Origin of the sequence: Orientia tsutsugamushi (genome assembly GCF_900327275.1) — a bacterium.
Classification (GTDB): domain Bacteria; phylum Pseudomonadota; class Alphaproteobacteria; order Rickettsiales; family Rickettsiaceae; genus Orientia; species Orientia tsutsugamushi.
On sequence record NZ_LS398548.1, the window covers coordinates 1,236,416 to 1,262,698 of the forward strand.

Annotated in this window: 31 protein-coding genes and 6 pseudogenes; 10 read left to right on the top strand and 27 right to left on the bottom strand. The window is 32.0% G+C overall.

What is annotated here, in order from left to right; translation table 11 throughout:
• Positions 1-46 precede the first annotated feature (46 nt).
• The 21 genes and pseudogenes from DK405_RS15450 to DK405_RS06590 form a co-directional block, all read right to left on the bottom strand.
• Positions 47-676 (bottom strand): conjugal transfer protein TraH, encoded by a 630-nt coding sequence (locus DK405_RS15450; RefSeq protein WP_331828121.1) that lies wholly within the window; start codon positions 674-676, stop codon positions 47-49.
• Positions 673-1,377, bottom strand: a complete 705-nt coding sequence (locus DK405_RS06500) for a conjugal transfer protein TraF (RefSeq protein ID WP_410522056.1) — start codon at positions 1,375-1,377, stop codon at positions 673-675. The genes DK405_RS15450 and DK405_RS06500 overlap by 4 nt, the downstream gene beginning before the upstream one ends.
• A 146-nt stretch (positions 1,378-1,523) precedes the next feature.
• Positions 1,524-2,291, bottom strand: coding sequence for an ankyrin repeat domain-containing protein (locus DK405_RS06505; protein WP_045913007.1), 768 nt, complete (start codon positions 2,289-2,291; stop codon positions 1,524-1,526).
• Positions 2,292-2,354: 63 nt separating this feature from the next.
• Entirely contained in the window at positions 2,355-4,049 is a 1,695-nt protein-coding gene (traN, locus tag DK405_RS06510; RefSeq protein WP_064612692.1) for a conjugal transfer protein TraN, read from the bottom strand.
• Entirely contained in the window at positions 4,046-4,429 is a 384-nt protein-coding gene (trbC, locus tag DK405_RS06515) for a type-F conjugative transfer system pilin assembly protein TrbC (RefSeq protein WP_064612690.1), read from the bottom strand. The genes traN and trbC overlap by 4 nt, the downstream gene beginning before the upstream one ends.
• A gap of 22 nt (positions 4,430-4,451) precedes the next feature.
• On the bottom strand, positions 4,452-5,429 hold the full coding sequence (traU, locus tag DK405_RS06520; protein WP_174197559.1) for a conjugal transfer pilus assembly protein TraU: 978 nt from the start codon (positions 5,427-5,429) through the stop codon (positions 4,452-4,454).
• Entirely contained in the window at positions 5,430-5,603 is a 174-nt protein-coding gene (locus DK405_RS13065) for a hypothetical protein (RefSeq protein ID WP_174190469.1), read from the bottom strand.
• A 90-nt stretch (positions 5,604-5,693) separates the two neighbouring features.
• Positions 5,694-6,353 carry a type-F conjugative transfer system protein TraW gene (gene traW / locus DK405_RS06525; RefSeq protein WP_109510545.1) on the bottom strand — a complete coding sequence of 220 codons (660 nt, stop codon included), beginning with the start codon at positions 6,351-6,353 and terminating at the stop codon, positions 5,694-5,696.
• Positions 6,350-8,843 (bottom strand): annotated as a pseudogene (locus tag DK405_RS06530) (TraC family protein). Before DK405_RS06530 ends, traW begins: the two are co-directional and overlap by 4 nt.
• Positions 8,824-9,153 (bottom strand): hypothetical protein, encoded by a 330-nt coding sequence (locus DK405_RS06535; protein WP_064612672.1) that lies wholly within the window; start codon positions 9,151-9,153, stop codon positions 8,824-8,826. The pseudogene DK405_RS06530 and the gene DK405_RS06535 overlap by 20 nt, the downstream one beginning before the upstream one ends.
• On the bottom strand, positions 9,153-10,484 hold the full coding sequence (locus DK405_RS06540; RefSeq protein ID WP_081420570.1) for a TraB/VirB10 family protein: 1,332 nt from the start codon (positions 10,482-10,484) through the stop codon (positions 9,153-9,155). The genes DK405_RS06535 and DK405_RS06540 overlap by 1 nt, the downstream gene beginning before the upstream one ends.
• 38 nt (positions 10,485-10,522) lie before the next feature.
• Positions 10,523-10,855 carry a hypothetical protein gene (locus DK405_RS06545; protein WP_064612670.1) on the bottom strand — a complete coding sequence of 111 codons (333 nt, stop codon included), beginning with the start codon at positions 10,853-10,855 and terminating at the stop codon, positions 10,523-10,525.
• A gap of 406 nt (positions 10,856-11,261) precedes the next feature.
• Positions 11,262-11,750, bottom strand: coding sequence for a hypothetical protein (locus DK405_RS06550; protein WP_064612667.1), 489 nt, complete (start codon positions 11,748-11,750; stop codon positions 11,262-11,264).
• Positions 11,747-12,298 carry a TraE/TraK family type IV conjugative transfer system protein gene (locus tag DK405_RS06555; protein ID WP_109510627.1) on the bottom strand — a complete coding sequence of 184 codons (552 nt, stop codon included), beginning with the start codon at positions 12,296-12,298 and terminating at the stop codon, positions 11,747-11,749. Before DK405_RS06555 ends, DK405_RS06550 begins: the two co-directional genes overlap by 4 nt.
• On the bottom strand, positions 12,298-12,633 hold the full coding sequence (locus tag DK405_RS06560; RefSeq protein ID WP_045918854.1) for a hypothetical protein: 336 nt from the start codon (positions 12,631-12,633) through the stop codon (positions 12,298-12,300). The genes DK405_RS06555 and DK405_RS06560 overlap by 1 nt, the downstream gene beginning before the upstream one ends.
• A gap of 33 nt (positions 12,634-12,666) precedes the next feature.
• Positions 12,667-12,762, bottom strand: a pseudogene (locus DK405_RS06565) (IS5/IS1182 family transposase); the annotation flags it as partial.
• Between the two features lie 142 nt (positions 12,763-12,904).
• Entirely contained in the window at positions 12,905-13,150 is a 246-nt protein-coding gene (locus DK405_RS14145; RefSeq protein WP_231967053.1) for a tyrosine-type recombinase/integrase, read from the bottom strand.
• The gene (locus DK405_RS14150) at positions 13,147-13,329 is read right to left on the bottom strand and encodes a hypothetical protein (RefSeq protein ID WP_231967663.1); all 183 of its coding nucleotides are present in this window, start codon (positions 13,327-13,329) and stop codon (positions 13,147-13,149) included. Before DK405_RS14150 ends, DK405_RS14145 begins: the two co-directional genes overlap by 4 nt.
• Positions 13,295-14,143: a tyrosine-type recombinase/integrase gene (locus DK405_RS06575; protein WP_109510628.1), complete on the bottom strand. Its 849-nt coding sequence runs from the start codon at positions 14,141-14,143 to the stop codon at positions 13,295-13,297. The genes DK405_RS14150 and DK405_RS06575 overlap by 35 nt, the downstream gene beginning before the upstream one ends.
• Positions 14,144-14,577: 434 nt before the next feature.
• Positions 14,578-15,381: a hypothetical protein gene (locus DK405_RS06585; protein ID WP_045913046.1), complete on the bottom strand. Its 804-nt coding sequence runs from the start codon at positions 15,379-15,381 to the stop codon at positions 14,578-14,580.
• An 80-nt stretch (positions 15,382-15,461) separates the two neighbouring features.
• Positions 15,462-15,851 (bottom strand): hypothetical protein, encoded by a 390-nt coding sequence (locus DK405_RS06590; protein WP_045913047.1) that lies wholly within the window; start codon positions 15,849-15,851, stop codon positions 15,462-15,464.
• Positions 15,852-16,001: 150 nt separating this feature from the next.
• On the opposite strand from DK405_RS06590, the pseudogene DK405_RS06595 reads away from it, so the two are divergent.
• Positions 16,002-16,097, top strand: a pseudogene (locus tag DK405_RS06595) (IS5/IS1182 family transposase); the annotation flags it as partial.
• A 20-nt stretch (positions 16,098-16,117) separates the two neighbouring features.
• Here the strand turns inward: DK405_RS06595 and DK405_RS06600 are convergent.
• The 4 genes from DK405_RS06600 to DK405_RS06615 are packed head-to-tail and all read right to left on the bottom strand — an operon-like array spanning position 16,118 to position 18,080.
• Positions 16,118-16,393, bottom strand: coding sequence for a hypothetical protein (locus tag DK405_RS06600; protein ID WP_045913048.1), 276 nt, complete (start codon positions 16,391-16,393; stop codon positions 16,118-16,120).
• A gap of 18 nt (positions 16,394-16,411) precedes the next feature.
• The gene (locus tag DK405_RS06605) at positions 16,412-17,095 is read right to left on the bottom strand and encodes a sensor histidine kinase (protein WP_231967620.1); all 684 of its coding nucleotides are present in this window, start codon (positions 17,093-17,095) and stop codon (positions 16,412-16,414) included.
• A complete protein-coding gene (locus DK405_RS14155) occupies positions 17,096-17,347 on the bottom strand; it encodes a hypothetical protein (RefSeq protein ID WP_064612919.1) in 252 nt (83 codons plus the stop codon).
• Positions 17,348-17,363: 16 nt separating this feature from the next.
• Positions 17,364-18,080, bottom strand: a complete 717-nt coding sequence (locus tag DK405_RS06615) for a sensor histidine kinase (protein WP_231967665.1) — start codon at positions 18,078-18,080, stop codon at positions 17,364-17,366.
• 186 nt (positions 18,081-18,266) lie between these two features.
• Here DK405_RS06615 and DK405_RS16150 point away from each other — a divergent pair.
• A pseudogene (locus tag DK405_RS16150) lies at positions 18,267-18,353 on the top strand (DNA adenine methylase); the annotation flags it as partial.
• 3 nt (positions 18,354-18,356) lie between these two features.
• Here the strand turns inward: DK405_RS16150 and DK405_RS14160 are convergent.
• Positions 18,357-18,864: pseudogene (locus DK405_RS14160) on the bottom strand (hypothetical protein).
• Between the two features lie 130 nt (positions 18,865-18,994).
• Here DK405_RS14160 and DK405_RS15775 point away from each other — a divergent pair.
• From DK405_RS15775 to DK405_RS14175, 4 genes and pseudogenes are all read left to right on the top strand, one after another.
• A pseudogene (locus DK405_RS15775) lies at positions 18,995-19,081 on the top strand (IS5/IS1182 family transposase); the annotation flags it as partial.
• A gap of 200 nt (positions 19,082-19,281) precedes the next feature.
• Entirely contained in the window at positions 19,282-19,656 is a 375-nt protein-coding gene (locus DK405_RS14165) for a reverse transcriptase/maturase family protein (RefSeq protein WP_064612840.1), read from the top strand.
• Positions 19,623-19,763 (top strand): hypothetical protein, encoded by a 141-nt coding sequence (locus DK405_RS14170; RefSeq protein WP_231965362.1) that lies wholly within the window; start codon positions 19,623-19,625, stop codon positions 19,761-19,763. Before DK405_RS14165 ends, DK405_RS14170 begins: the two co-directional genes overlap by 34 nt.
• Positions 19,756-19,917, top strand: coding sequence for a reverse transcriptase (locus DK405_RS14175; protein ID WP_231967927.1), 162 nt, complete (start codon positions 19,756-19,758; stop codon positions 19,915-19,917). Before DK405_RS14170 ends, DK405_RS14175 begins: the two co-directional genes overlap by 8 nt.
• A gap of 781 nt (positions 19,918-20,698) precedes the next feature.
• Here DK405_RS14175 and lipB read toward each other — a convergent pair.
• Positions 20,699-21,325: a lipoyl(octanoyl) transferase LipB gene (gene lipB, locus DK405_RS06640; RefSeq protein ID WP_045912279.1), complete on the bottom strand. Its 627-nt coding sequence runs from the start codon at positions 21,323-21,325 to the stop codon at positions 20,699-20,701.
• An 82-nt stretch (positions 21,326-21,407) separates the two neighbouring features.
• Here lipB and murD point away from each other — a divergent pair, with 82 nt between their 5' ends.
• From murD to DK405_RS06660, 4 genes are all read left to right on the top strand, one after another.
• Entirely contained in the window at positions 21,408-22,826 is a 1,419-nt protein-coding gene (gene murD, locus DK405_RS06645) for a UDP-N-acetylmuramoyl-L-alanine--D-glutamate ligase (protein ID WP_045912280.1), read from the top strand.
• A gap of 6 nt (positions 22,827-22,832) precedes the next feature.
• On the top strand, positions 22,833-23,960 hold the full coding sequence (locus DK405_RS06650) for an FtsW/RodA/SpoVE family cell cycle protein (RefSeq protein ID WP_045912281.1): 1,128 nt from the start codon (positions 22,833-22,835) through the stop codon (positions 23,958-23,960).
• A 3-nt stretch (positions 23,961-23,963) separates the two neighbouring features.
• A complete protein-coding gene (murG, locus tag DK405_RS06655) occupies positions 23,964-25,043 on the top strand; it encodes an undecaprenyldiphospho-muramoylpentapeptide beta-N-acetylglucosaminyltransferase (protein ID WP_045912282.1) in 1,080 nt (359 codons plus the stop codon).
• Positions 25,044-25,593: 550 nt separating this feature from the next.
• Positions 25,594-25,809 (top strand): reverse transcriptase N-terminal domain-containing protein, encoded by a 216-nt coding sequence (locus DK405_RS06660; protein ID WP_045912283.1) that lies wholly within the window; start codon positions 25,594-25,596, stop codon positions 25,807-25,809.
• The last annotated feature ends 474 nt before the right edge of the window (positions 25,810-26,283 follow it).

The following is a 26,283-nucleotide window of genomic DNA, read 5'->3' on the forward strand; positions in this document are numbered from 1 at the left end:
TGATAGTATTCCAACCTTTGCTGCTGCTTTAGTGAAGATGTTATAATCATTCTAGCATTAACTCTGAATCCTTATTTTGCGCTTGTCGCAGAGCTTGTTTTTGGGCTAAATCATTACGACATTTTTTACCAGCTGCAAAATAATCAAACCCGCTTTGTGACTGTATATCACGGCAAACAGCTTCTCTCATAGCCCAGTTCTTTGGTAAAGCTGTAGCAAATAATGCTTTTGTTAATTCGCAATCTCCTTTGGCAAATTGATTCATCTCCATTGCTAGATTACGTAAGTCTTTGAGAGCGTTCTCAATCTGTGGAGCAAATGTTTTTAATCCTAATGAAAATGCATAAACTTTAGCTTGAGAACCAATATTCTTCATTAGTTGAACTAATTCTTCTCCAGAAATAACAGAGAAGCTACCAAGATAGGCGTCAATACCGCTACAGCTCATGTTTAAAGATGGTGGAGTTATAGCAAATGGCTGAAATGATGTTTGGCTTGTTCTGGCAGACAATCCACCAGCTGCATAATATCCAGCCGCTTGATTCTGATATGATCCAGATCTAGTAACATTAACACTCATTCCTTGAAATACATTTTCGATATTCCAAGCTAGTGATACTGGAGCTTGTAGCAATAATAGTATTGTAATAGCATAAACTCTGATTTTGATGCTCATCTAGTCTCCAATTTATGATAATATCTATCGATTGCTAGAATATTGTCGATAATTTTATTCTCAGAGATTATGCCTCTAGCTACTGAATATATTTTTTTACCATCGCTAGCTACTAGATATAATACAGGTACAATATGCTTAGGATTTAGTTTATTAAGCAACTCATTATTCTTACTGACAGCTAGCAACTGAAATGCATATTTATTAGCAAAGCCCTGAACAATAGGAATAAAGGCCTTACAGAGCAAGCAATCTTCTTTAACTTGTAAAATTAATTCACAGTTTTTAGCAATATTTTTGAGCTTGAAATCATTTTTCTGCTCTGATTTTTCTTGATACAGCTTTCTATGTAAGCTATTAGATGGCTCATGAGCATTAATCAGTTGATAATCAAGTAGAGTAGCCAGTTGCCACATAGTAGCAAACTTATGCGCCTTCTCCATGATTTGCTTATGTAATCTTTGTGCTGTAATCACATTTTCGAGCGTTGGATTATCAAGCGCTATACGCTGAGCTCGATTAAATTGCTCCTTTAATTCCTCGATTCTATGATCATGAGTCCCGTGTATCAGCTTAGAATTAGTAGCAGATTCATCGAGCTCATGACCATGTTTATCATTGTACCATAGAAATCCTGTTGGCAAAGAGTTAGCAGTAGCTAATTCTATCGACAAGTAATTAAGTAGCCCCATAATTAGCATTATTGCTAATGGATTCATTATTGCATTATTTTTATATCTATCTAAAATGAAGTTTAGTAAAAGAATCGAAGTATAATATAGCTAAAAGTTGTTTGAATTCTTTAACTATAAACTATGGCTAGTATTAGGTTATTTGAGATAGTTCATTAATTAGGTACATCTCCTATAACCGTAGGATCATTAGCTGCTTCATTATCATTGTTAGCTTCGTCATTTATCTCTTTTTGGAATAGTCCTAAGGTATAATCATCCAAGTAGCTGAGTATCTTATCAGTCACAAGATAAGGTAATTTACATGATACATTTTTATCATTCTTATCCTCTTGATGTATGAATTTCTGTGCAGCACATACTAGATGATTTCTCCATAATATGTTTTTCTCTGTCAGATATTTTACAATACTAAGCTGTCTGAATCCAGATTTAAGAGATGAAGCTAGGCCTAAAACAGTATCACTATTTGCATCCTTTAAACTGAAATCAATATAATTATTCTCACATAATACATTTATCAAACCTGTTGAGTAACATGGGATAACTACTTTATCCATGCCTGATCTTACAAAACATGTAGGTGAATAGTGCCATGCAATAGCTACATGTAAAGGAGTTCGACCATAATTATCTTGCGCATTTGAATTAGCTCCTGCATTCAATAGAAGCTTTGCTGCATCTACAAATCTTTTGACAGTACTATTACAACCACTACAGTATTCTTCTGTGTGTTCTTCAAGACTAGCATAAACTTTTGTAGCGCAATACTTAGTAACTAAATGTAAAGGAGTTTGACCATCATTATTTTGTGAATTAATAATATCAACAGCATTATCTTGTGCTAGAAGATGCTTTATACTCTCTATATTACCCTCTGCAGCAGAACGACATAATTTACGCAATAAATCATTATTATTCATTAGTTTTTCACCCTAAAAATATATGTGATTATTATATCTTAAAATAAATATATAAAGCAACACTCAATAAGATCTGTTTTGTTGCATACGATGAACTTTATCTTTGATTCCTGCAATAATGTCTTTGTTCATGCTGTTTTGAGCCTTAGTGAGTATATCACCAAATAGTTCGTCCATATTGATTTTAGTGAAATCAACTTTTTGTAATTCCTTAACAGTAAGGCCTCTACACTTTGGACATTCAGGTGTTCCAAAGTCTATTTTTAGCTGTTTTCTTGCTTCTTCCTGAAAAATTCTTGCAAGTTTCGACTGAAAGCAGCAATAAGTAGACTTTCTAGCTAAGCAAATACCTAATATCGGAATTCTTGAAGAACAGTAGGTTCCAATATAGTAGCAGTAACCTTTTTTTCTATATAGAGCTAATTCTTGTTCCTTAGATTTGCATTGTGATAAGCCTATATCACGCCCCCAGCCAGTCATTGAAGAGCAGCAATTCAAAAAACTAAATACATCTTTTTTGCATTTGCGATGTTTACCTGAAAATACAGAAACGGGATTTGTTTTAATGTCTTTGCTCATCTGATTTAGCATAGCTAGATGAGCTACTTTAGCTATATCCCTGTTTGGTATAATAGTTGGAGTATTGCAATTGCCTCCTAAACAAAAGATTGAGTTATTACGCAATGATGAGTGTAGCATTGTTTGCTTCTCAGTTGAACAGCTATAATCGTGCTGCCAGAGTAAACAAATATTTGCTACTGATTTTTGGCAAGTGCTGTTTTTTAATTCGCAATTTTGAATTTTAAGGTGTTTGCAACCATCTTTTGGATCGCTAGTACATGAAAAAACAATCTTTTGTTTCCAATATGGACGATTGACTTTAAACTTGTCAAAAAATACTCTATCACCACCATCATAGTTGATTCTATTGACATCATAGCATTCGTTACTTTCTGTTAATTGCTCAAGTTCAGGGTTTAAAACTTTCCAATATTCTGCTACTTTCCTTAGTTCTTGAGTCTTATCTCTGTAGTCATAGTGAAGTATACATATTTTTTCATTTACTTCTAATAACAAATTTCTACCAACATGGTGTATAGATGCACCAAGCCTATTAGCAATAGCCCATTTCATTTGTTTTACAATTGCTTCGGGATCATCTGCTAGGCAGTATACTTGCGCATCTAATTCATCATCATAGACATCGCTACGACTATTAATCCAATTACTATGATTCTCCTTTATTTCTTCTGTTGCAAATTCCATTTGCCGGCTTTGCCATGGAAGCCATACATTTTCTAATCTGCACTCAACGTTTAATTCTCGAATAAGTTCAATATTGAACTTACTGCCTTCAGTACAACTTTGAATGATTTCAGTATTAGTTGTACTTGTCTGAGTTACGAAGTTACTGCTATCAAGGGCACTTAAAGGATCAGATTCAATTCTCATTGAATTAGCTATCATATAATTTTGATCGTTGATATTATGTTGAGTTAAGGCATTGTTTTTACTGTTTTCAGCTTGAAATAACATTGCCCCACTTTCTGTACTAAGCTGATTACGGCCATGATAGGTTAAATCCTCATCATTATTAGGATAATTGACATTACTACCTTGATGAAATAATTCTTGTGTATTTGAAGAATTTCCAAGATTTACATTATAGTTGCTAGCTTCATTATAACTGCTTTGCATTGAAGCTAAACAACAATTGATGTTCAATATTATCAAAACTAGTACTATAAGTTGCTTCATGGAGTATTCTCATTCATAATTTCTAATGCTATTGCTAAAGGAATGTGCCCAGTTAATTTCTTGGTTAATCCTCTTTTTTCATCATCTATTACTATCACAGGTACAACATCAATTTTATATTGTTCAAACAAGCTAGGATCTATATTGAAGCTAATACCAAGCTCCATAGTTTTATTCTTTGTTTGTGTAAATGAGTTATTAATTAACCCACGCATAACTAATCGAGCTCCAGCCTTTTGAGAATCAGCAAAATAGCTTTTTAAAGCCTCATCACTCATTGAAAATGAGACAAAAATAAAAGTTTTTTGCTTGTCCAAAAAAAAAGCATTAGCATTATTAACAAATAATAAAACCATCAACATCATTACTCGTATAACCATATTCCTCTCCAAGCTTTATAAATCAAAGCAAACAGCAATCTCTTTTTCGCCAAATCAAGTAACCGAAATCTTCACCATTAACTGGAAATTCTCTACCAGCTTGCCATATAGCTTCTGTTTGACCTATGCTCTTGCAGGATTTTGTTTCTGGAATTGGATAAGTCATTTGTAGTCGATACTGACTTTTCTTGATAATAGGCATTGGATACTTACCACATAGGCCTTTATAACCATAATATCCCCATAACATCAGTTGCCTATGCATCTTAGCCATAAACTTACTTACCATTAATACAGATGTTCCAACTCCACCATTATGCGCTGCAGCTGTTCCAGTGAAAGGGTAAAGCATTCCTTGACATCCAGCACACCAAAAAGCATAATCGCTTGCTAATAAACCAGCGCTACAACTGATGCAATCAGCTATACATGCTTGATAAGCAGCTACATTTTGAAACAACAACGTTTCTGGATTTAAAATCGCAGATTTTGCATCGTCACTCCATAATGGATCAAACTCTGTTAAATATGCTATATCGACTGCAGCCATTTCCAGACAAATAAAATCAAGCAAAATTTCCAGCCAGTAAATCACGGGATAGACATACCAATGAATGTGGTAAAAAGCACTTCCTTCAGCCTCATCTTTCATGCCTTTTTGAGTAGCAGTTCCAAATGACAAACCTCCAAGACTTACCATACACATTGGTGACTTTGTAACGTCTACAAGGCGTACTGGCTCCCAAAATCCTACCGGAATACCAGGTATAGGCACTGGAATCCCTGGCTTAGGACAAAGACATATAAGTCTACCAGAAGCATTAGTATCAGGCATTGAACTGCTTACTACCTTAAATCCAGCTATAGTAATTGGAAACAAGCACTTCCAACATACATCTGTTATAGGATTTACAAATCTTCCAACACACCCAGCAGCTGCATAACAGTTATTAGCTGTTATAGACATTACTATCGCTAACAAAATTACCAGTTCCTTCACTCACTTTGCTTGCATTGATGAAATTTTACGAAGAAGTTTTGGATATCTATTTCCTGGAATTAAATATAAAGTTTCACCACCTGGATTTACTATCTCTTGTATTTCACCTCGTAGCGTATTATTAACTATTTTAACTAGATCTTGTTCTAATTGCTGTAATTTCCAACTTTTCATATAAAACCTTCTTTTAAGTTGAATCTAATAGTATATTGAGTTATACTGCTTACAGCATATTATGTAACTTCCAACGTGCGTTATATGCTTTTAATAGGTGCTTACTTCGCTAATTTTAAGCACAGTGTTTTCTTGCTCTATTATGGCTGGCACAGCTTGTATTTTAAACTTCATACTCAAAAAACCCAATTGATCGAAGAATACGTGCCGGCCTAATAGATTGCTAAGTTCAATAGGATTTCCATTAACTAACACTATCTTTCCTGGTCTTGATTTTGCCCAAGCGACCTGATCTTCATCATCTCCATCAATTAATATTAGTGGTTCACCCCAATTTATTATCTCTAAAGGATTTATTTTAGTTCCTCTCCTTACTATTATTATACCATTTTTTGTCTTAATGTCATCCTTTTGAACATAGGTAGAATCATATATTCGCGTTTTATTTTCAGTAGCTTTACTCAAATTTTTTACTGGAACTGGTCTCATGATTTTTTGCCTAACTTTTTCCTGAAATTCCAGCTGCATTTGATTCAACAAACCACTTTTTGATGCAGCATTAAGTTTAGCCATAATCACCTCCAGTAATGATTCCTCAATGATTGGAAAAACATGCCCTCTAGTCCCATAATCCTTAATCTCAACACCTATATCAGCATTTAATAAATTGGCTCTTATATCGCTTACTTGATAAGCAACGGCAAATAAAGCAAAGAATGTACCTATACTAATTACTGCTCCGTGCTTCATGGAATTATTTTCCGTTCTCTTATCACATAATTAATTGCCTCACTGACATTCATCCCTTTAGCCATGTGATCTTCTATTGCTTGATAATCTCTAGCATTCGTTGAAGTTAACAGCAGAGTAAACGGATCAATCATTAATCTGCCTATAACACCTGAAACATTAGGGCTATAAATAGCTATTTCACTATAATACGGAGGATTTGAATGTACAGATTGCAGTAAATTCAGCTTCCAATCCTCATCAACAAACCCTGCAAGCTTATGGTTAGCTCTCATTGCCTTAAACGATTCAGAATTTTGCTTCAAAATTATCTTATGCGATGAGTTCTCAAACGCCTTTTCAGACGCAGAACCCTCTTGACGAAAGTAATCCGTGAGTTGCTGAGTTGCTAAAGCAATCGATCCATTATATTTTCGAGCTATTCGACCTGCTTCTTCAATAAACTCTCCTGAACGCTTTCCAGCTAATAGCTTCCAAGCTTCATCTATCATAATTAAAAATGGTCTACTTCTATCTCCCTTAACCATTGTTTGATTAATATGAACAATCATAATCTGTACAATCACAGCTAATAGCTCTGGTACAGAGCGTAGATGATCAGTTTCAATTACCACAATATCAGAGTTTAGAGATAATTGCGCCTTACCGCTAAAAAATCTTCCATGTTGACCATCTTTAGTAAAAGGAAAGAGCATATTTCCAAGCTCTTTAGCATATGATTCTTCTCTATTTGATAACCAGTCTGCAATATCCGTGATTTCAGCTTTAGCTCCCTTTTTTTGCCAGACTGATATCAAAGCCCTCTGTAGCATTGGTTGTTGTAAATCGCTTGTTCCATACTGTGGAGCAGCCATAGTAGCTAAAATGGATGGAAAGTTAGATAAAAAATCCGATCTAGCTTCTATAGACTTTGCGCTGTCATCCTCTGGCACCTCTGAAAATGGATTAATTGATACAGGATTTTTCATGTCGAATTCTATGTATCTACCACCTAGAATCAAGCATGTACGCTTAAACGATCTTCCGTAATCAAGAACAAAAACTTTACCACCAACTCCTAGAACAGATAGCATTAATTCTTGCATGAAAACAGATTTTCCAGAGCCTGGAACTCCAGCTATACAAAGGTTAAAGTTCTCATTTGGAGCTGCTGCATTCTTATTTAATGCAGGTAATAAAGCTCCACCAAAAGGAGACCAGTACATTATTTGACCTCGTCTTCCAGCTAGCAACATACCTGGAGAACTTAAATCACCTTTCCATTCACCGATTATTGGCAATAATACTTTGCTCTCTACAGAAACAGTTTTTATGCCTCTACCTAAGCTAGAAAGAGCTACTCCAACTCCTGATGTTTTATTTTGACCCAATATACCTTTTGGGCCTTGCTCAACTAACTGCATTGGTAGCGCAGCTAGTAACACGGCTACATGATCATATTTGCATGGTACAAAATACCATCCACTGCGTCTTAACATCGAACAAAAGGCCGATGCAGATTGCTTAGCCTTTTTTGTTTTATCAAACATAATAACGTTGAAGTGAATATTAACAACTCTATCACCACTCTGTAGAGCAGCTACTACATCAGCTAAATCAGCAGTTTCTTGTTGTATGTCATGAAAAAAATTTGCCCATTCCTGCATTAATATTTCTTTCTAGTGCCTCTCTTTTGGTTATAGCAGCAGTTCTTTCCATAGCTTGATTTGGTAAAATTTGCAGACCAAAATGAATCAGGAAATTTGATTTTATATATTCATCACGACGCATTTCATTACCTAAAAACAGATCCATAGCAGATAATTTCCACTCTGCAGGCCTATTTCTTGCTTCTAGACTGATAAATATTTGATCATCATTTACATTTACACAATCATCATTCTCAAATAACGAGAAATCTCCACTTAGAATTTGTTCAGACAATATTTCATACTGGTTAATATTTGAATGTTCTTCTTCAGGCCAGCCAAATATTACTCTCAGAAACTTTAATAATTGCTGTGCATTCACATTTTCAGTGCTTAATCCAATTGACCTAAACGTATCTTTTAAAGCATCTCGTCTGCGAATCATATCATCGATATTTGCATTTAAATTAGGTATAGTAACTGAAATCAACAATACTACATCCTTTACAGAGCCTGACTTTTGAGCTTGATCACGTAAAAATTCTGTTCTTTTATTAGCTAACTCAATAAATATCTCTCCTTTACGATATGACTGCCAGTTGCTTAAAAAATTCTCTATATTATTACTACCAATCATCAAGACTTGCAGGCTACTTTCACCAGGTAAATTTTCATCGCTTTTCAGAAATTCAGCAATTTCATTTTGAGCAGAAACACTAGCTCCAACTAATGGCCATGCAAGCAATACAAAACCTATTGAACCACGATTAAAGAATAGCTGAGTCTCATCATCATATGATTCATAGACAAAGTGTTTAGAAAATCTTTCTCGATCAAAATCCTTATGTATGCTTGCGTTCACCTTGACTCTGTTTTAATTTAAATAAATTAATAAGATATTTTTTTGGTTTTTTCGGCGACTTGTTAACAACAGCTACGCTTTGAATAGCTTTAGCTTGCCTGTAGCATAGAATACAACGTCTTTTTGATTTAGTTTTGGATGTTTCAACTTTCTCAAGATTATCAATATCAAAAGCGCCTTGAGCAACCATATTCTTTATTTCGTATAAAGACTTACATTTTAGCCCTTTAGGAATTTTACAATCAAAAGTACTTTCGAAAAAGAAACTGGTTAGGCTCATACAGCACAATAGCAATAATAAAAACTTCATTATAAATAATACTCCTCTAACTTTTGTGATTGATCGAATTTATTATGCAAATTAACTTTTTCATTGTTAGTTGATTGTGAATAAGTTGAATTATGTGGCTTCTTCTTGTGCTCACGTAAGTCAAAACCTTTTTTAAATACAACATCGATGACTCTACCTGAGGCAACAACAATGACTGGGCTCATAGAATCAGCTCGTTTTATAGCAAAATCAGCTAGCTTATCAAAAGCATTGCTAGCTCCAGCGTAAGCTCCAGACTGAAGCGCATCTCCAATCTGAAACTCTTGTTGTTGGCCTCCAGTTACTAAGTTTAAAGTTGGTAGCATATCAGGTTTAATAGCCTTAGATTGCAGAAACTTAGCTATACTGCTAAATACTCCATTTAATGCAGCCATGCTTGCTATGTTAGACGATTTATCCACCACGATTCCTTTAATTCCAGAACGTCCGTCTTCGCCTATCAACCAGCCTTCCACCTTTTTTTCGATAATATCTCCTTGGTTATTGACTACTGAAAGAGTTTCGATGCGACATTTAGCTCTCTCTGAGGACATCTCTCCGTTACAGGATCCAATTAAAATTGCATTTTTGATTTGATCAGTTTTATATTTATTATAAAGAATTGCTGTATCAAGCAACTGCAGAACAATTGGTTCTGGTGATGAAGAGCTGTTTGTTCCAGTACCTACAACGACTCCAGTAAGTAGCACAGCTCTAGCAGAACTACCGCTAGTAACATAGTTCTCAGCATTTTTTTTTGGCTCAAATCTAGCTCTCCTAAGATTTACATAAGGCTTTACTACTACAGGAGCTTGCTCTGTTTTGTTATCATGTGGTGAATTTAAAATATGATGATTAAGATCAGAACTAAATTCATCACTATCATTATTATATAGACTCTGCTTAGGCTGATTCTCCAATATCTCAAGTTTTTGGTTAAAATTATTAATTTGGGCTGTAATTTCTAAATATCTGCTGTCTATTACACTGTCAAATCTATCTTTTAATGTTTTGACTTCATTAAGTATTTCTTCTGTCCATTTTGCTCTTAAATCTACAGCTTGTTCTATTCCAGAAATCGCTTCTCTTGACTCACGATTTTCAATAAAAATTATAGATTCTTTCGTTTTACCACTTTCAGATAAAAAATATGAAACAACCATTATTGTGATGCTTATAAAAGTTAAGGCAATTACTGGCTTTCTACGAATGATATTTGTTAATTCTGATAACTTGCTATTAGACCTAACACCAGATTCAGCCTTTAGTTTATCATTTAGCTCTAAATCTTCTTCTTTTGTATTATTATTGTCTGAATTGTCCTGTTCCACTATTCCTCCGCTTTTTGAATGTTAATGTTTCTACCTTATCAATTAATTTTCATACCACTGGCAATCCAATCTAGGTAAAAGCCTAAAATAACACCAATTGCTACCATTACTCCTGCAAGCTTTATATTACCTCTTGCTACAGCCCAAATCGATGATAAAATAGTTGCGCTTGATATACCTATTGTTTTTAGTTTTCCACTAAAAAGTCCGTCTATTTTATTAAGCTGCCCTTCAAGAGTATCAGCTAATGCTGGCTCAAAAGAAAAAACACAAGCAGTAATTATAATTAACAGTCCTACAACTACATTATTCCACTGTATTCCAAATGTATGTTTTAGCATATTTAGTTGAGATTTTTGATATATGAACATTGTTATTGCTTATTAGTAAATTTTGCATTATTCTCTTAGTGCTAGTGAATTCCACGTTGAATAAAATTTTACTTTGGAGTGAGTTTCGGCAACCCTTACAGAACTTTAAGGCTTTGAAGTAAAAACTAGCATTTTAAGCCAGTTTTATTTTTCCTTAGTATTTCTACTTTGTTTTTTAGAAGGTTTTGCTGTTAATTCTTTTGTATTAACATCATTACTGAACAAATTGGTGAAGACACATTTGAGCCTTTAACAAATTGCATATGAACATTGTTATTGCTTATTAGTAAATTTTGCATTATTCTCCTAATGCTAGTTAATTCCATACCAGTGAAATTTTACTTTGAAGCGGTTTTAATTAATAATCTTTGTAGAACTTTAAGTCTTTGAAGTAAAAACTAGCACTTTAAGCCAGTTTTATTTTTTTCTTAGTATTTCTACTTTGTTTTTTAGAAAGTTTCGCTGTTAATTCTTTTGTATTAAGGTCATTACTGAACAAATTGGTATTGTTTTGTTTTGAATTATCCTTTTCCTCTATTTTTGTAGCAGCATTAACAAGCATTACAGGGTTTGGAGTTTTTGGAGTAAAAGTTGACATTAAATCTTGAATTGTTTTATATTTTCCTATTACCATTAAATAAACTTTGTTTTCTTCTGCTCGTGGAGCAATAAACAAACATCCAGACTCATGAACTATACCTTCAACTGTGTTTTGAGGGTACATAAGAATATCATTAATTTTTTCATCTTTAAGATTAATTCTTGTTGGCCCACTATCAGAAATCTCAAGCTTAAGCAGCTCATCAGCTTCTAACTCATATTCTACCGCATATATATTATTAACGTTGACTAAAGCAATAAGCCCTATGATAAATCTCAAAATTCTAATACTCATTTTTTTATTCCATTCTCTTTAACACCAGTCAATAACAAAAGGTAATTAGGAGTTCGCTTGTAAGTCAAAAGGTAAGTCTTATCGACAGCTATATGTTTACTATCGCTAAACCAATAACGAAGCGTTCCACTAATTAATACTCCATCCTTTATCACTTCAATCTTTTTTGGAAAAAAGACTGAAGATACATTTGAGCCTTTAACAAATTGCAAGTGATCATGAAAAAATTTATTTAAAGATTCAGTATTACTGAATACCACTTTCATGTCTGCTATTTGTCTTTCTACCTCATTTGGAGAAGTGGTAAATAAGAGTTCCATCACATAAATTGCCCATTCCTTTAAATAGGTTTCATGGTAATTTTTTGATGAAACCGTCATTTTACGATCAGGCTCCAGTGCTGGAATTAACAACCACTTTTCTTCTTTGGTAATTGCAGCCATTATCGCAATTATATTAGCTGCAGCTAGCAATATAGTTACTGAAAGTAAGCATTTATTATATTTAACCAGCTCTTGTATAGCATTTTGCTTAAAGAGATGATTCATTATTTGCCAACTTTTTTGCCCAGCAGTCTTGAATATCCTAATGGAGCTGGCAATAAACCTTTAGCTACTAAAAAACTTTTTAGCAAAAAATTCTCCGATACCTTCTTAAATTTCTTAAAGCAATAACATAGAGCAATTCCTCCAACCATAAATGCTAGGCCTAATTTAGCATGCCTGCTGTTTAGTAGTACAATTCCTGGAGCTACTCCAGCTAGCACTACTCCCCATTCATCAATGCTCAAACCCATATACTTCAATGGCCTCGATAATGCCCAACATAATTTTTGATTTTGCATAATCACCTTTAGCCCCAATTGTAGCATGAGATTTCTCATTCTACTACTATAATAGACCTCTTTCGAAACTGGTTAACGTAGTTCAAAATTATAAATGCCAGAGATCAAATTAAATCTAAAACCGAATCTTTTACGTCTATTTGGATATTTATTAGCAATAATTTTGAACTACGTTAACCAGTTTCGAAAGAGGTCTAATGTTTAAATTAGCTAAACATCTTCAAACACAGATTTTACCTGCAATAATTAGTTTACATACATGCATGTGCGACATGAAGTCGCACTATTCTTACCACGACGTTTATTTTAGTTAGATAGTATTATAAATATTATAACTTCTAGCACATTCACTAATTATTTGTGTAGCCTTAGACATATACTCTCGTACTAACTCCATACAAGGTATATTATAATGCATTGTTGAGTTTGGATTAATATGATTCAATGCTATACCAATTGTCCTCTGACTTGCGCCTGCATCCCCCATACAACTTGCTAACGTCCTTCTTAGATCGTGTATTCTGAAATTTTTTATGCCAGCCTTTTTACAAATTATCTTCCATGCTTCATATGGCTTTCTAAGTGTCCACTTTTGCTACTATCGCTTTGTAGCACCAATTTACTTTTAGATGTTAATTTCCTTGCTTGCAATATTTCCATTGCCTCATCTGTTAATGATATATTTTGCGCCTTTCCGTTCTTAGTTTTTTGGTATATGCCATATTTTTCTTTCAAAATCTATATTGTCCCATTCCATCTCTAACGCATTACTTTTTCTAGCTGCAGTATATAACGCTAGTAATGCAAAATCTCTTATCAACGGAGTTGTTTCTCTGCATAATACTTCTAAAAATCTCCCCATTTCATCGTAACTTAGACGTCTCTCTCTTGCTTGCAGTTTATGCTGCTCTATTCCTATAGTAGGATTGTTTTCTATTAATCCCCATTTTTTTGCCTTATTAAACATAGTGCGTAATGTTACTAGAAATAGATTTGCTGTAGCATATTTTTCCTCTTTGCTGATATCATTGAATATTTGTTGAATATCACTCATTCGAATCTGGCTTATCTTTTTTCCATATAATGATTGTGCATAAGTATGTACTCTGTCAGTATACTCTTCCCAGTTTATAGTATATATTTTGGCATACTCTTCAATATACCTATAACACAGCTCTTTGAATGTAATATCGTTAGCTTTTCTTTCTCTTTCTTTTATACGATTCTCATTTTCTTCTATCTGTTGTTGACGTTTTACTGCTCTTGGATCTATTCCGTTCGCCATTAATGTCTTTAATTCTCTTGCTATTTTTCTAGCTTCTTTAATAGATAAATATGGAAATTCCCCTATCGTTATTTTTAAACTCTGGTTTTTAAATTTTTGTTCTAAAACCCATGTTTTTCTTACTCTTCCTCTACGGACTACCCATGAGATTTTCAGTTTAAGTCCTATTATATCTGGATCGTGGATAATTGATAATTTTTCTCCCTCAGAAATGTTAATTTTATTTAATACCTGCTTTATAAACTTTGATGATATTGAATGCATAATCACCCCACATAATATTAATGTTGATATTATTAATATATATTACGTTTTATTAAACATCCGATATAAATTATGCTTTTTTTGATATCAAATTTTTTATACTAATTTGTTCATAATACATATAACTTGAAAATCGCTTATCAATCCCAGGTTGTATATATTTTTTGATCATTAGATTAACCTCTAGATTGAAAACTGACCACCAATTTCCTAAATTTTCTGTCAACCTTTTGTCAACCTTTTGCTTTAATTTTTTTGTTATATTGACAAATATTGCAAATATGTTTATAGTTAAGGTTGAAGCTTGATTAAAAATATTAATAAAAGTTAACACAAGTTAATAGTAGGTTCTATAAAGTGTAAAAGTTAATAAAAATTAACTTTTCTTCATCCTTATACTTGCTCTGCCTTTGCACCTTTACCTATAGAATATCTTAATTGTTAATAACATCTTCACCGTCAATTTTGTAGTTATGCTTCCATGCATGAATTCTTATATCATCATCTTGCCTTATACATTTTTGATTAGATATAATGTAACCATTAGCTAAAGCAAATTCCAATGGATCTTGAGTATTAATGTTTACCTTATTATTTATACACCAAATTACAGCATCTTGGCCATCTATTTTATATCCAGAACTTACTATCGAAAATAGTAATTCAATTCCATTTATGTAACTTATATTGTTTTGTTGGGCCCATATTACTGGGTTTATATTTTCAATTTTAAAATTTTTTTTAATAGCATATTTAACTGGATGATGCCCATGAATCTTATAATCATTTTGTACAGCCCATTTAAACGGATCTGTTCCTTTGATTTGAAATTGATTTTGAAAAATGAAATCTACTATATCACCTTTATTACTAATATCTATAATATTATCAATACCATAACCTTCTTTTTTTAAATCCGGTATATCGGCTTGTAAAACAAAGTCGATATCTGATAAAAAGGTTTCAAGAATTCTGTATTGTTCTGATATACCTGCAACATACGTACCTACAATATCACTTTTATCTATAGTATAATTATAAGTGATACAGTCTGGCCTAAGTTCTTTTAAGTATTTTTCAAACTGGCTTTGTATACTTTTAGAGTTAAAGCTTTTAAACGCATTAATTTTATCAGCTAATATGTTGTAAATTTCTCCTTCAGATGTCTGCAGTATTTGTCTAATAGCTGCTGTAAATTTATTAATGTCGAAAACTTGGTTGGTAGCTTTTTGTAACATTTTTGCAGTAGTCAGTATCTCTCTTTCATTTCTACATTTGATTGCTGACAGACCATGATCAATTTTAACAATATTATTTTCTACAATACCAATATTACCACACCTTCCATACCAATTATGGCTGCTGCAGCATACTCTTCAAGACCGTTTAAAAGTTGCTTTTTTTCTAATTGTTTTGTTTCTTTTTTATTGAACTCTTCTAAAGTTAAAAGACTTGGAATATATTCAACTAATATGCAAACATCTTCACCATCTTCTGCCAATTCTATGGTTGTAGAGTTACCATTTAACCATTTTTTATATAATGGCGCCATAATATACTCTGTTAGTAATTTATTGCTGGATTGTTTAATAATAAATTTTTTTCCATCTGAAATCCTTTGTGCTAACTTACCTGTGCTACCAAGGTTTTTAATTTTAATAAACTGATTTATAGAAATAGTAGATTTTTCAGTCTCACTCTGCATCATTTTTTATATCCTCATTCATAAAAAAATTTCAACCAAAGGTCATAATTACTTATAATATGAGTAATTATTTAAAAAATGCAAAAAATATTTCTATGATATATGCACATATAGTCATTTACAATAGACCTCTTTCGAAACTGGTTAAGGTAGTTCAAAATTATTGCTAACAAATATTGAAATAGACGTAAACGATTCGGTCTTAGATTTAATTTGATATCTGGCATTTATAATTTTGAACTACCTTAACCAGTTTCGAAAGAGGTCTATTATAATATTCTATAATTTGTCTTTTGATTTGTAGAAGGTAGCAAATCAACTTCAACACTAATTTCGCTGCATTTACTATTAGTAGCATTGCAAATTAATAGTGTTAGTACTTTCTGTATTTGAGTACTATTTACAATGATTAAATCTTTTATATCATTTTTAAAGTTGCAGCTAAGATTTATTCCTTTATTTTCTGTGAATGGCTTCAGTGCTCTAATACTACTATTTACTTTTGCTTGAATACCAAAATCTCCAGATTTTATAGTATGACTCATAAAATGCTTCCATATGTTTTAATTAAAAAGTTGTACTGGCATATCGCAAGTAATAGCTGTGCACTTATTTGCCTCGCTCTTTATCTCTAATTTTCCACTTAGTTTGTTAACAATGTAATTTGTAAATCCTAGACTCGAGTCTAATATTTCTGGATCTCTAATTGAATGCAAATCAGTAAATTTTGCATTTATTTCTTGTAGTTTTTCTTGTGAAATACCTTTTCCGTTATCACGTACTATGAATCTTAATATTCTGTCTTTTTCATTTACCTTTCGATACGGCGAAGTAAATAACCTAACTATAACATCAACCTGACAGCTTTTATTAACTCTAATAGCTCCACTTATTAATTGACTAAGTATAGTTTGCAATAGACAACTATCTCCAATAACAATATCATTTATATTGTCCTGAACATTGTAACTGAGCGATATTTCTCTATCTTCAGCAATTTCTTTCAGCGAACTAATTGTATCCTTCAATAGTTTTTGTATGCTAAATTTTTTTAAATGTACGTTTTGAAGCTCAATTTGGCCTCTAAGTGAGTAAACTATTCTGTTACAGTAGTCTTGTAGGTTAGCAACACAATTAACTATTCTTGCTAAGCTAGTAGTTTTATATTCCTCTTCTTTGAAATCATTTTGCCCACATAGTAGATCATCTGCTAGATGTCTGATTTTAGCAGTAGCAAGATCAAACATCTATTTAATTTTTTGAATCAAATCTATACAATATTTCTTCATTGACTCAGCTTCCTCTAGATAATCTTCCGCTTGTTGTAGCTTTATTTTCATTTTAATATAGTTATCTGCATTCATATTTTCGGTACAAAGATAAATATTTCTTTCCTTAGCTGTAGATACTAACTTAATTGAAATAGGTGGCAGATGAATTGTCCAAACATCTTGAGAAATGTCTTTTGTTGTATTGATATTCTTTTTTTTATTTTTCATAATATTCTCCATTTGACTAATGTTGTGAATTTAAATTACTAATTTGTATCGGAATGCTGACTAAAAACTTTGTATAATGCCCTTCTTTACTGTCTATCTTAATGCTTCCTTTCATTTCATATGTAAGATGTTTGATAAATTCTAACCCTGAATCTAATGCTTGATGCTTAATTAAGTGTGGATTTTTTAATTCAGAGTTCATCTCTTGTAATTTGTTTTTTGAAATGCCAGCTCCTACGCTATGCACTACAAATTTCAATATTCTATCTTTTGAATTCGATTGTTCATTTTTAGGAGGCAAAAAATCAATGCTAACTCTAACTTTGCTATTTGTACTATGCATAATAGCACTACCAACTAACTGAGTGAGTACAGCTCTTATTCGAAACCTATCTCCAGTAATAATATCGTATATGTCATTTCCTATTTTTTCCCTTAGCTCTATCTTTTTATCTTCATCAATTACTCTGATTGCTGCAATAGTACCATTTAGCATTGTTCGTAGGCTAAATTTTGCTAGTTCTAAATTCGTTGATTCTATGGTTTTTCTAAATACACAAATTGTATCATTCGGATGATCTATTAGTTTATCAAGTAAGCTTAATGTATCTGTTATTTTTGCTACTGCATCTTGCTTATATTCTACTAGTTCTACTATATTCCGCTTTGTTTTATTGCAGTTATTTACTATATGCCTAATATATTGAATCAAATATATATTGTTATTTTCCATATTATTCTCCTATGGTTAAGTTTATTAACTTTGTTTTTTTAGAAATTTAAAATAGCAAGCTTAGCTAACTGTTAGCTAAGCTGATTGGTATATGACATATGGCTTCCCTTAATGTTGATTTTTTATTTTCTGTTATTTCGGACTGAAGTGTTCTAACTTCTTCTAGCTCACTTTTGAGCTGTTTGAATACATACCGTTACAGTCGTATACTCAATCAATGAACAACGCAATCCTGTTAATGAGCTAATCATTACTAACTATAAAACTTGCTAGTTGTTAAATGTGAACCCGCCATCCAACACTTATATGAATAGGAAGTGGTCTATAGTTAGCTATTGTGCTACATTCAATATCTAAATATGTATCTTTTAATAAGTTTATTGTTGCACCAACTCCTAAGTCTACTCCAATATCACTATAAGACTTTAGAACTGATACTAGGCCACCTGTAACAACAATTGATGCTTTGTTACCTTCAATTATATTGTAATAATAATTTCCTTGAATAAAGTTATCTCTACAGTTGTGATAACACATAAATCCTAATCTTACATCCATCCATTCTGTGCCGATCTAATCTATAACCAATTCCAGCTTCTAATGTATCGTAGTTAGTAGCAATACCAGTTGAAAATTTTATATAGAATTGTGAAGTATCAATACTATCTTTGAAAGCATTGAAGTTTACATTATTATTCGCTGTACATATCGATGGTGAAGATAATACAACGAATGCTAATATAACAGCATAACACGGTTGTAAAAGTGATTTCAAAACATTCATATTAACTTCTCTTTATTAGCGTTATAGTTGTAATATTATGGAATCTATCAAAAAGCTTGATCAGTAATAGTTCTGTACACAGCATAGACAGAAATACATGGTTAAAGAAACTTGAACGTATAAAGTTGCTATCATCGAAAAATATCGAAATAGACGTAAAAGATTCGGTTTTAGATTTAATTTGATCTCTGGCATTTATAATTTTGAACTACCTTAACCACTTTCGAAAGAAGTCTAATATAAGGAACTCGATAGCAAGAAAGCGATAGGAATAGATAGTATAACCAAAGAGGATTATGGTAAGAAGTTGAAAGAAAATCCGCTCTTGCTTCTTACTAGAATTCGCAAAGGTCAATATCAAGCTAAATCTGCACGAATAACGAAAATTCCAAAAAAAGATTGAGGCAAAAAAGACCTTTGGTAATATCATACTTTGAAGATAAGATAATCGAGTCTGCAGTAAGCAAGACACTAAACTCTGTGTTTGAGCCAATATTCTTAAAGTATTCATATGGATTTCATCCTAAATTAAATGCACACGATGCTTTAAGGGAGTTAAATAGACTTACGTATAACTTCAATAAAGTGGCTATAGTAGAGATTGATATAACAAAGTGTTTCAATACAATTAAGCATTGCGAGTTGATGGAATTTCTAAGAAAGAAAATATCTGACAAGAAATTTCTAAAACTAATTACAAAACTGGTTGAAACACCAATCATAGAAAATGGTACTATAGTTACTAACAAAGAAGGTTGTTGTCAAGGCTCAATAGTTTCACCAATGTTATAGATAGTTGGTTTGCAAAAATCAGCAAAGAAAATTTAATTGGACAAACAGGAATGGTGAAGTATTGCGACGATATGGTATTTGTCTTTGAAATGGAAGCAGATGTATGATGTTTTGCCTAAAAGGTTAAATAATTATGGGCTAAATATCAATGAAGCTAAATCACAAATGATTAAATCTGGTAGAGACAATGCTGCAAATTTAGCCAAACAAGGCAAGAAGATTGCAAGTTATAATTTTCTTGTCCTTATTTTCCATATTTAAATCTGATAGAAAAGTTTTGGGCTAATATGAAGAGGTGTATTAGACATCAAATTACTCAATTTGGTGGTAAATCTTATGATGCTATTGTCGATTTTTTCTATGCTCAAACCTCATTGTAAATAACTATATATCAAATTTTACTGAGGTAGCATTACAACTTTTTCCTCGATTAACACATTTCATTACTTTATCTCGAAAGTCTTGGCTATATGATTTTGGCATTTCCTTTTTAGAATATTATATGCAAACTTCATTGTAAATGACTATATAACTGGTTTAATAGAATGGGAGGAAAACGTAAGGTAAATTGGAAAAAACTAACCGAGATACTTAAAAACGCCAATTTAGGATAAGAAACAATTAGAAATATGTAATATACAAGTGTTATAATGGTGAATGTTCAGGTTATTACGCATAGTATTATGAAAGAATATTTGTAGAAATATGATCAATGAATAAACTGTTATTAATTGAAACTACAGATAATATATAATTATACATTATCTCCTGTATGCTTCTTATTCTCTACCTTTCATATTTTTCCTTATCCAAAATTGGCGTTAAAAGAGTAAATTTTCCTAAAAATGGAAAGATTATCTCAATGTTCTAAACAACAAATAAGGCATAATGCTTATCTTATTTTTTCGGGAAGCCGGATGCGGTAATTCTGCAAATCCTGTTCTGGGCTGAGGGACCTAATTGAGCGATTGGTTAGGTCTACTCACACAATTATACTTTATATATTTCTTAATTTTTGAGTTAAATTTTAGTCTACCTTATACTAAAATATCTTATAAAATTCTTGCTTTAATATAGCTTTATAGTAATCTAGATCTATCTTTTGATCAAGTAATTCACTAATTGAAGTTACAATAGTCTCACGGTCTCCACACGGAATTATTCCTTTAAACTTTTTTAAATCTGGACATACATTAATAGCTACTCCGTGATAAGTGATCCACTTATGTATTCGCACTCCTATTGATGCTATTTTTTTTCTACCAAACTCACTATCTATCCAAACCCCAATAGTATCTTGAACAGTTATACCTGTAATATTAAAGAACTTTAGAGAATTAATAACAAGAGAAGCAAGATTGTTTACATAATTTCTAATATCTTTTACCCTTCCGTTAGCTGCTAAATTGATAACAGGATATATTATAATTTGCCCAGGACCATGATAAGTAAACTTTCCTCCTCGATCAGTATGATGTACTGGAATATCATAGCAATTTAATAATTCATCATTCTTAGCGCTAATTCCAGAAGTATAAACATCTTGATGCTCAAGAATAAATACAGCTTCTGAAGCAGTACCGTTTAGTATTCCTGTTAATCTTGATTTCATCATTTTATAAGCTTCGCCATATTCGATAGGATAATGAATTTCTATCCACTCTACCATAAGAAAAACTTTGTTAAGAAAAAATAATAATATAAAATACGCATAACTATTATCAAAAACAATTAAATTTATTTAAAAAAACGTGATTAGACTATATTCACAAAGGAATAAAAAAATAGGTGTGTTTGGATTATCTCGTACCGGTTTAGCAGTTTGTAAATCTCTAGCTGGACTTGCTGATTTAATTGTTTACGATGATTCACCTGACAGTCGGAATTCTTTCTACAAACATAATATTAGTTCAAAAAATTACAAGATGATCAACATTGATCAACCAGAATGGCAAGTATGTGACTTTATTATACTAAGCCCTGGTATACCATATTATACCACACCTCATCCTATTATAAAGCATGCGCAAAAGTATAACATACCAATTAAATCAGACATAGATCTTCTATATAATGAATATCCTAATCGTAAATACATTGGTATTACTGGAACAAATGGCAAAAGTACAACCTCTACTCTTATTCATCATATTTTAACATTTACAAATGGTAAATTTGATCTTGGAGGTAATATAGGTAAAGCTGTTTTATCTTTAAGAGATAATGTAGAAGGATATGTCTTAGAGCTTTCGTCATTTCAACTAGATTTAATAACTGATCTAAAGCTAGATGTTGCAGTATTATTAAACATCACTGCTGATCATATAGATCGTTATCATTCATTTGACCAATATATACTATCTAAGCAAAAGATACTTTCTCTTGTCACAAAAAATGGTTATGCTTTAATTAATAAAGACTGTTCTATTATTTCTAACGCCAATTACAATACATTATATGCAAGCAAGTTTAGAAATACTACGTGTAGCTTAGAATTAATAAAGAAAGCTATAAACACTGATGAATTAAATAAATCTATTGCAGATGAAAGTATAAATTGTCAATCTCAGCCTACATTAGTGAAATTTTCATCTCACCTACCTCAACATATAAATTTAACTTCTTTACTATTAGGTAAGCATAATAATCAAAATATTGCTGCTGCTTTTTATGCATGTAAAATTTTAGGTAGAAATGAATATGATATTACTAGCGCTATAAATCAATTTCAACCTTTACCTCATCGTATGCAATATATAGGAAAAAAAAACAACATACATATTTATAATGATAGTAAGGCAACAAATGCAGATGCTGCTAGTAAAGCATTATTAAGCTTATCAAATATCTATTGGATAGCTGGAGGAGTTGCTAAAGAAGGAGGAGTTAATTCAATAGTAAATACTCTATATGAAGTTAAAAAAGCATATTTATATGGGCAATCTAGATATGCTCTTGCAGAAACATTAAAAGGAGTAGTTGCTTTTTCAATTAATAACACCATGGAGGAAGCATTTAATCAAGCGATAATAGATGCTGAATCTGATCAAAGTGGGCTGGATAAAAATATATTATTTGCTCCTGCTTGTGCTTCATTTGATCAGTTTAAGAACTTTGAAGATAGGGGTAATCAATTTATAAAAATATCTCAAAAATTTATAACAGAATAAAAATATATGAACTATAATTCGACTGAAAAGTTTAGAATATTATGGCGCTGGTGGAAAAGTATAGATCAATACACAGTATTTTTATTATGTATTTTATCTGCTTTAAGCCTAATGCTAGTAACAACATCTGGCGCTGCAGTAGCAAATAGAATAGGAGTGCCACAGTCGTATTTTGCTAGCAAGCATATATTTTATGTTGTACTAGCAGTAGGTACAACATTTGTTGTATCGTTTCTCAATAAAACTACAATAAAGCGTTTAGCTATTTTAGGATTTATTCTAAATATTATATTATTAATATTTATTAAATTTTATGGTAATCCTATTAAGGGAGCTAAAAGGTGGATTAATATTGGAGGAATATCATTGCAACCTTCTGAATTTATAAAACCATTTTTTTTAGTGATTACTGGATGGCTTCTTTCAGCTATTCAAAGCAATGAAATTCGCTTTATTGTTACTATTATCTTATATTTAATAGTAGCATTACTGCTAATTACTCAGCCTGATTTTGGTATGTTAATAACAATTTCGGTTGCATTTGGAATACAATTATTTATAGCAGGTATACCGTTACTATGGCTCTTGATTTTGGTATGTATATCAATTGCCGGAACAGCAGGAGCATATTCATTATTACCGCATGTCAAGAGAAGAATTAATAGTTTTTTGGATCCAGCCAATAGCGAAAATTACCAAGTCATGAAGTCTTTACAAGCATTTAAAAATGGAGGACTATATGGCAAAGGGCCAGGAGAAGGTTTAGTCAAGCACATGTTACCTGATTCTCATACTGACTTTATTTTTGCTGTTGCTGGTGAAGAGTTAGGAGCTATAGTTTGTTTAATAATTGTAGCAATTTTTACTTTTATTGTTATATATGGATTTGTCAAATTACTATTTGAAGAAGATAATTATACAATTTTTGTATCCTCAGGTATACTTTCACAGTTTGGATTTCAGGCTATAGTTAATATGTGTGTTAGTACTAACCTGCTTCCAACTAAAGGCATGACTTTACCATTTATTAGTTACGGTGGATCTTCTAGTGTTGCAGTAGCGATAGGAGTTGGAATATTACTTGCTCTTACAAGGCATAAAACTGATCTTAGTAAATATAAACTCAAGATATAAAATATGAAAACAATATTTTTAGTTGGAGGTGGAACAGGTGGGCACTTATTTCCTGCAATTGCATTAGGAGAAGAGCTACAGGAGCGTGGTTATAATGTATACTTAATTACAGATGCTAGGTGTGCAAAATATCTCATAAATTCCAATTATAGTTTTAAAATCCATATTATGAATATGGTATCCATCTCTAATACAGGGATTAAAAAACTTTATGCTTATATAAGAATATTAGCTGCTTGTATAACTGGATTTAAATTATTCTACTCAAATTCTCCAAGCCTCATAGTAGCTTTTGGAGGATATACTATTGCTCCCATTATTATAAATGGAATATTATTTAAAATTCCATTTATTCTACATGAGCAAAACAGTGTTTTAGGCCTAGCTAATAGGCTTTTTTTAAGATATGCTAAAGCTATAACTGTAACGTTTGCTAATACTCTCAATTTGAATAATCGCTATAAACATAAAGTAATAGTTACAGGAACTCCTGTGCGAAAAGCTTTAAGATTTACGCCAAAACGTAATTTTAACTCTAAAAATTTTCAGCTGTTAGTAATTGGAGGTAGTCAAGGAACCAAAATCTTTTCTACTCTTGTGCCTAATGCAATCAAATTACTAGTCAATTGCGATCATGACTTTAAAATTACTATTGTTCATCAAGCTGTAGCAAAGGATATTAATTACGTTAAAGCAATGTATACTGAACTAAATGTAGAGCATGAAGTGAGTGATTTTTTTTACAATATTGCTGACAAGTACAAAAATTCTCATTTAGCAATTTGCAGAGCTGGAGCATCTACTATATCTGAAATAATATCTTTATGTCAACCTGCAATATTAGTACCATATCCTATCTCTGCACAAAATCATCAGCTTTTTAATGCAAAAGCTATTGCAGATAATAAAGCTGGTTGGTGTATAGAACAAAGCACTATCACACCTCGTATTTTATTTGAAAAAATATTCACATTAATGCAATCACCAACATTATTAGCTTCTACTGAATTGAAACTGAGAGAGATGAAAATTAATGCTGAGAACCTACTAGCTAATGTGGTAGATAAATTTATAGTAACTTAGGTAAAATTAGATATAACTGAACCACTATAAAACAGCTACATTATATACTTTTTGAAAGGTATATCTAAGTCATAGTGATAGCCAAACTGTTATAACTGTTTTATAGTAGTTTAGCTATATATTAAAAGAAGCGTATAAATTGTTAAAATCAAGATTTGCTTTGGTGGTAGTATCATGCAGCCAGAGGCTAGGTAAATGGCATAGTTAACATAAGTAAACTACTGATGAATGTTGTTAGTAATAAAAAGCAAAGGATACTGTAAGGCTTTGTTCAAAAGAGAAATGATCTGATTATTTGCCTTAGAACCTGACAATACGTAGACTATATGATCACATGCGGACAGGTAGAACATAACCAATTTATGTTATATAGATAGAACACAGTAAGCCTGTATCTTTTCCAATATGGAAGGTGAGATGTAAGGTAAGCTGATGAAGGTGTAAGCAGATGAAAACAGAAAAAAATGCTCCACACGAAAGTTGGAGTTTTCTGTCATGGTCTTTTATGATGAGAGAATTTGATAAAACTTTGCAATGAGAAAAGCAAATAATGGTTATAAATTTTACAGCTAGTGCATCTACTGATAACAAAATACATTGGCACAGTATAAACTTGAAGAAATGTAATAAAGTTGTTAAAAATCATCGAACTCGTATCGTAAATGCAATACAGGAAAGCAGATGGAATAAAGCAGAAGCTTTGCAATGTTTGCTTACACATATTAAACCTGTTCAACAGAAATTGGGCTTAAAGAGGCTTGAGTAATGTGATGCCAAAGCATCACGTACTAGTTGTATATCCAGAGGAGCTAATATGTACAGTGTGAGGTAACCCTACTAGATGAAGAGTTAGAAATCTATAGTTAGGATAGCAGCATGGAGAGAAATTGAGATGTTGGAACATATCGACAAACTTATCAAAAGGATAAGAGCAAATTATCAAGCTGCAACGAAAGCAAATACATGGATGGCTCTGAAAGTTATAAGTCCAAAATGCTGAGCTAGCGACAATATAGCGAAAGCAGAATGCTTAACTGAAAACTATAACTGATACAGTTGAACACTATAGCTGAGTGGTAGTGGCGGCATGATAATAAGTACATATTAAGTAATTGGAGAAGTACTCTCGTTCCAGAAAGAAAGATTCTAGAGCAATGTAGATTCTATAACTAGTAAACTATGAAATAAATTGAACATGAGAGGATGACATAGTGGTATGTCTTAGCAATGAAGTAGTGTA

What these genes read in the sequence shown, in the direction of transcription:
- DK405_RS06555 (WP_109510627.1), bottom strand. Translation starts at nt 12,298, where the DNA reads ATGAATCATCTCTTTAAGCAAAATGCTATACAAGAGCTGGTTAAATAT.
- trbC (WP_064612690.1), bottom strand. Translation starts at nt 4,429, where the DNA reads ATGGTTATACGAGTAATGATGTTGATGGTTTTATTATTTGTTAATAAT.
- DK405_RS06500 (WP_410522056.1), bottom strand. Translation starts at nt 1,377, where the DNA reads ATGCTAATTATGGGGCTACTTAATTACTTGTCGATAGAATTAGCTACT.
- DK405_RS06575 (WP_109510628.1), bottom strand. Translation starts at nt 14,143, where the DNA reads ATGCATTCAATATCATCAAAGTTTATAAAGCAGGTATTAAATAAAATT.
- DK405_RS06535 (WP_064612672.1), bottom strand. Translation starts at nt 9,153, where the DNA reads ATGAAGTTTTTATTATTGCTATTGTGCTGTATGAGCCTAACCAGTTTC.
- murG (WP_045912282.1), top strand. Translation starts at nt 23,964, where the DNA reads ATGAAAACAATATTTTTAGTTGGAGGTGGAACAGGTGGGCACTTATTT.
- DK405_RS06585 (WP_045913046.1), bottom strand. Translation starts at nt 15,381, where the DNA reads ATGTTACAAAAAGCTACCAACCAAGTTTTCGACATTAATAAATTTACA.
- DK405_RS06590 (WP_045913047.1), bottom strand. Translation starts at nt 15,851, where the DNA reads ATGATGCAGAGTGAGACTGAAAAATCTACTATTTCTATAAATCAGTTT.
- DK405_RS06550 (WP_064612667.1), bottom strand. Translation starts at nt 11,750, where the DNA reads ATGAGTATTAGAATTTTGAGATTTATCATAGGGCTTATTGCTTTAGTC.
- DK405_RS06545 (WP_064612670.1), bottom strand. Translation starts at nt 10,855, where the DNA reads ATGTTCATATATCAAAAATCTCAACTAAATATGCTAAAACATACATTT.
- lipB (WP_045912279.1), bottom strand. Translation starts at nt 21,325, where the DNA reads ATGGTAGAGTGGATAGAAATTCATTATCCTATCGAATATGGCGAAGCT.
- traW (WP_109510545.1), bottom strand. Translation starts at nt 6,353, where the DNA reads ATGAAGCACGGAGCAGTAATTAGTATAGGTACATTCTTTGCTTTATTT.
- DK405_RS06505 (WP_045913007.1), bottom strand. Translation starts at nt 2,291, where the DNA reads ATGAATAATAATGATTTATTGCGTAAATTATGTCGTTCTGCTGCAGAG.
- DK405_RS13065 (WP_174190469.1), bottom strand. Translation starts at nt 5,603, where the DNA reads ATGAAAAGTTGGAAATTACAGCAATTAGAACAAGATCTAGTTAAAATA.
- DK405_RS06600 (WP_045913048.1), bottom strand. Translation starts at nt 16,393, where the DNA reads ATGAGTCATACTATAAAATCTGGAGATTTTGGTATTCAAGCAAAAGTA.
- DK405_RS06560 (WP_045918854.1), bottom strand. Translation starts at nt 12,633, where the DNA reads ATGAGAAATCTCATGCTACAATTGGGGCTAAAGGTGATTATGCAAAAT.
- traN (WP_064612692.1), bottom strand. Translation starts at nt 4,049, where the DNA reads ATGAAGCAACTTATAGTACTAGTTTTGATAATATTGAACATCAATTGT.
- DK405_RS06605 (WP_231967620.1), bottom strand. Translation starts at nt 17,095, where the DNA reads ATGTTTGATCTTGCTACTGCTAAAATCAGACATCTAGCAGATGATCTA.
- DK405_RS06615 (WP_231967665.1), bottom strand. Translation starts at nt 18,080, where the DNA reads ATGGAAAATAACAATATATATTTGATTCAATATATTAGGCATATAGTA.
- DK405_RS15450 (WP_331828121.1), bottom strand. Translation starts at nt 676, where the DNA reads ATGAGCATCAAAATCAGAGTTTATGCTATTACAATACTATTATTGCTA.
- DK405_RS14155 (WP_064612919.1), bottom strand. Translation starts at nt 17,347, where the DNA reads ATGAAAAATAAAAAAAAGAATATCAATACAACAAAAGACATTTCTCAA.
- DK405_RS06650 (WP_045912281.1), top strand. Translation starts at nt 22,833, where the DNA reads ATGAACTATAATTCGACTGAAAAGTTTAGAATATTATGGCGCTGGTGG.
- DK405_RS06660 (WP_045912283.1), top strand. Translation starts at nt 25,594, where the DNA reads ATGGTTATAAATTTTACAGCTAGTGCATCTACTGATAACAAAATACAT.
- DK405_RS14175 (WP_231967927.1), top strand. Translation starts at nt 19,756, where the DNA reads ATGTATGATGTTTTGCCTAAAAGGTTAAATAATTATGGGCTAAATATC.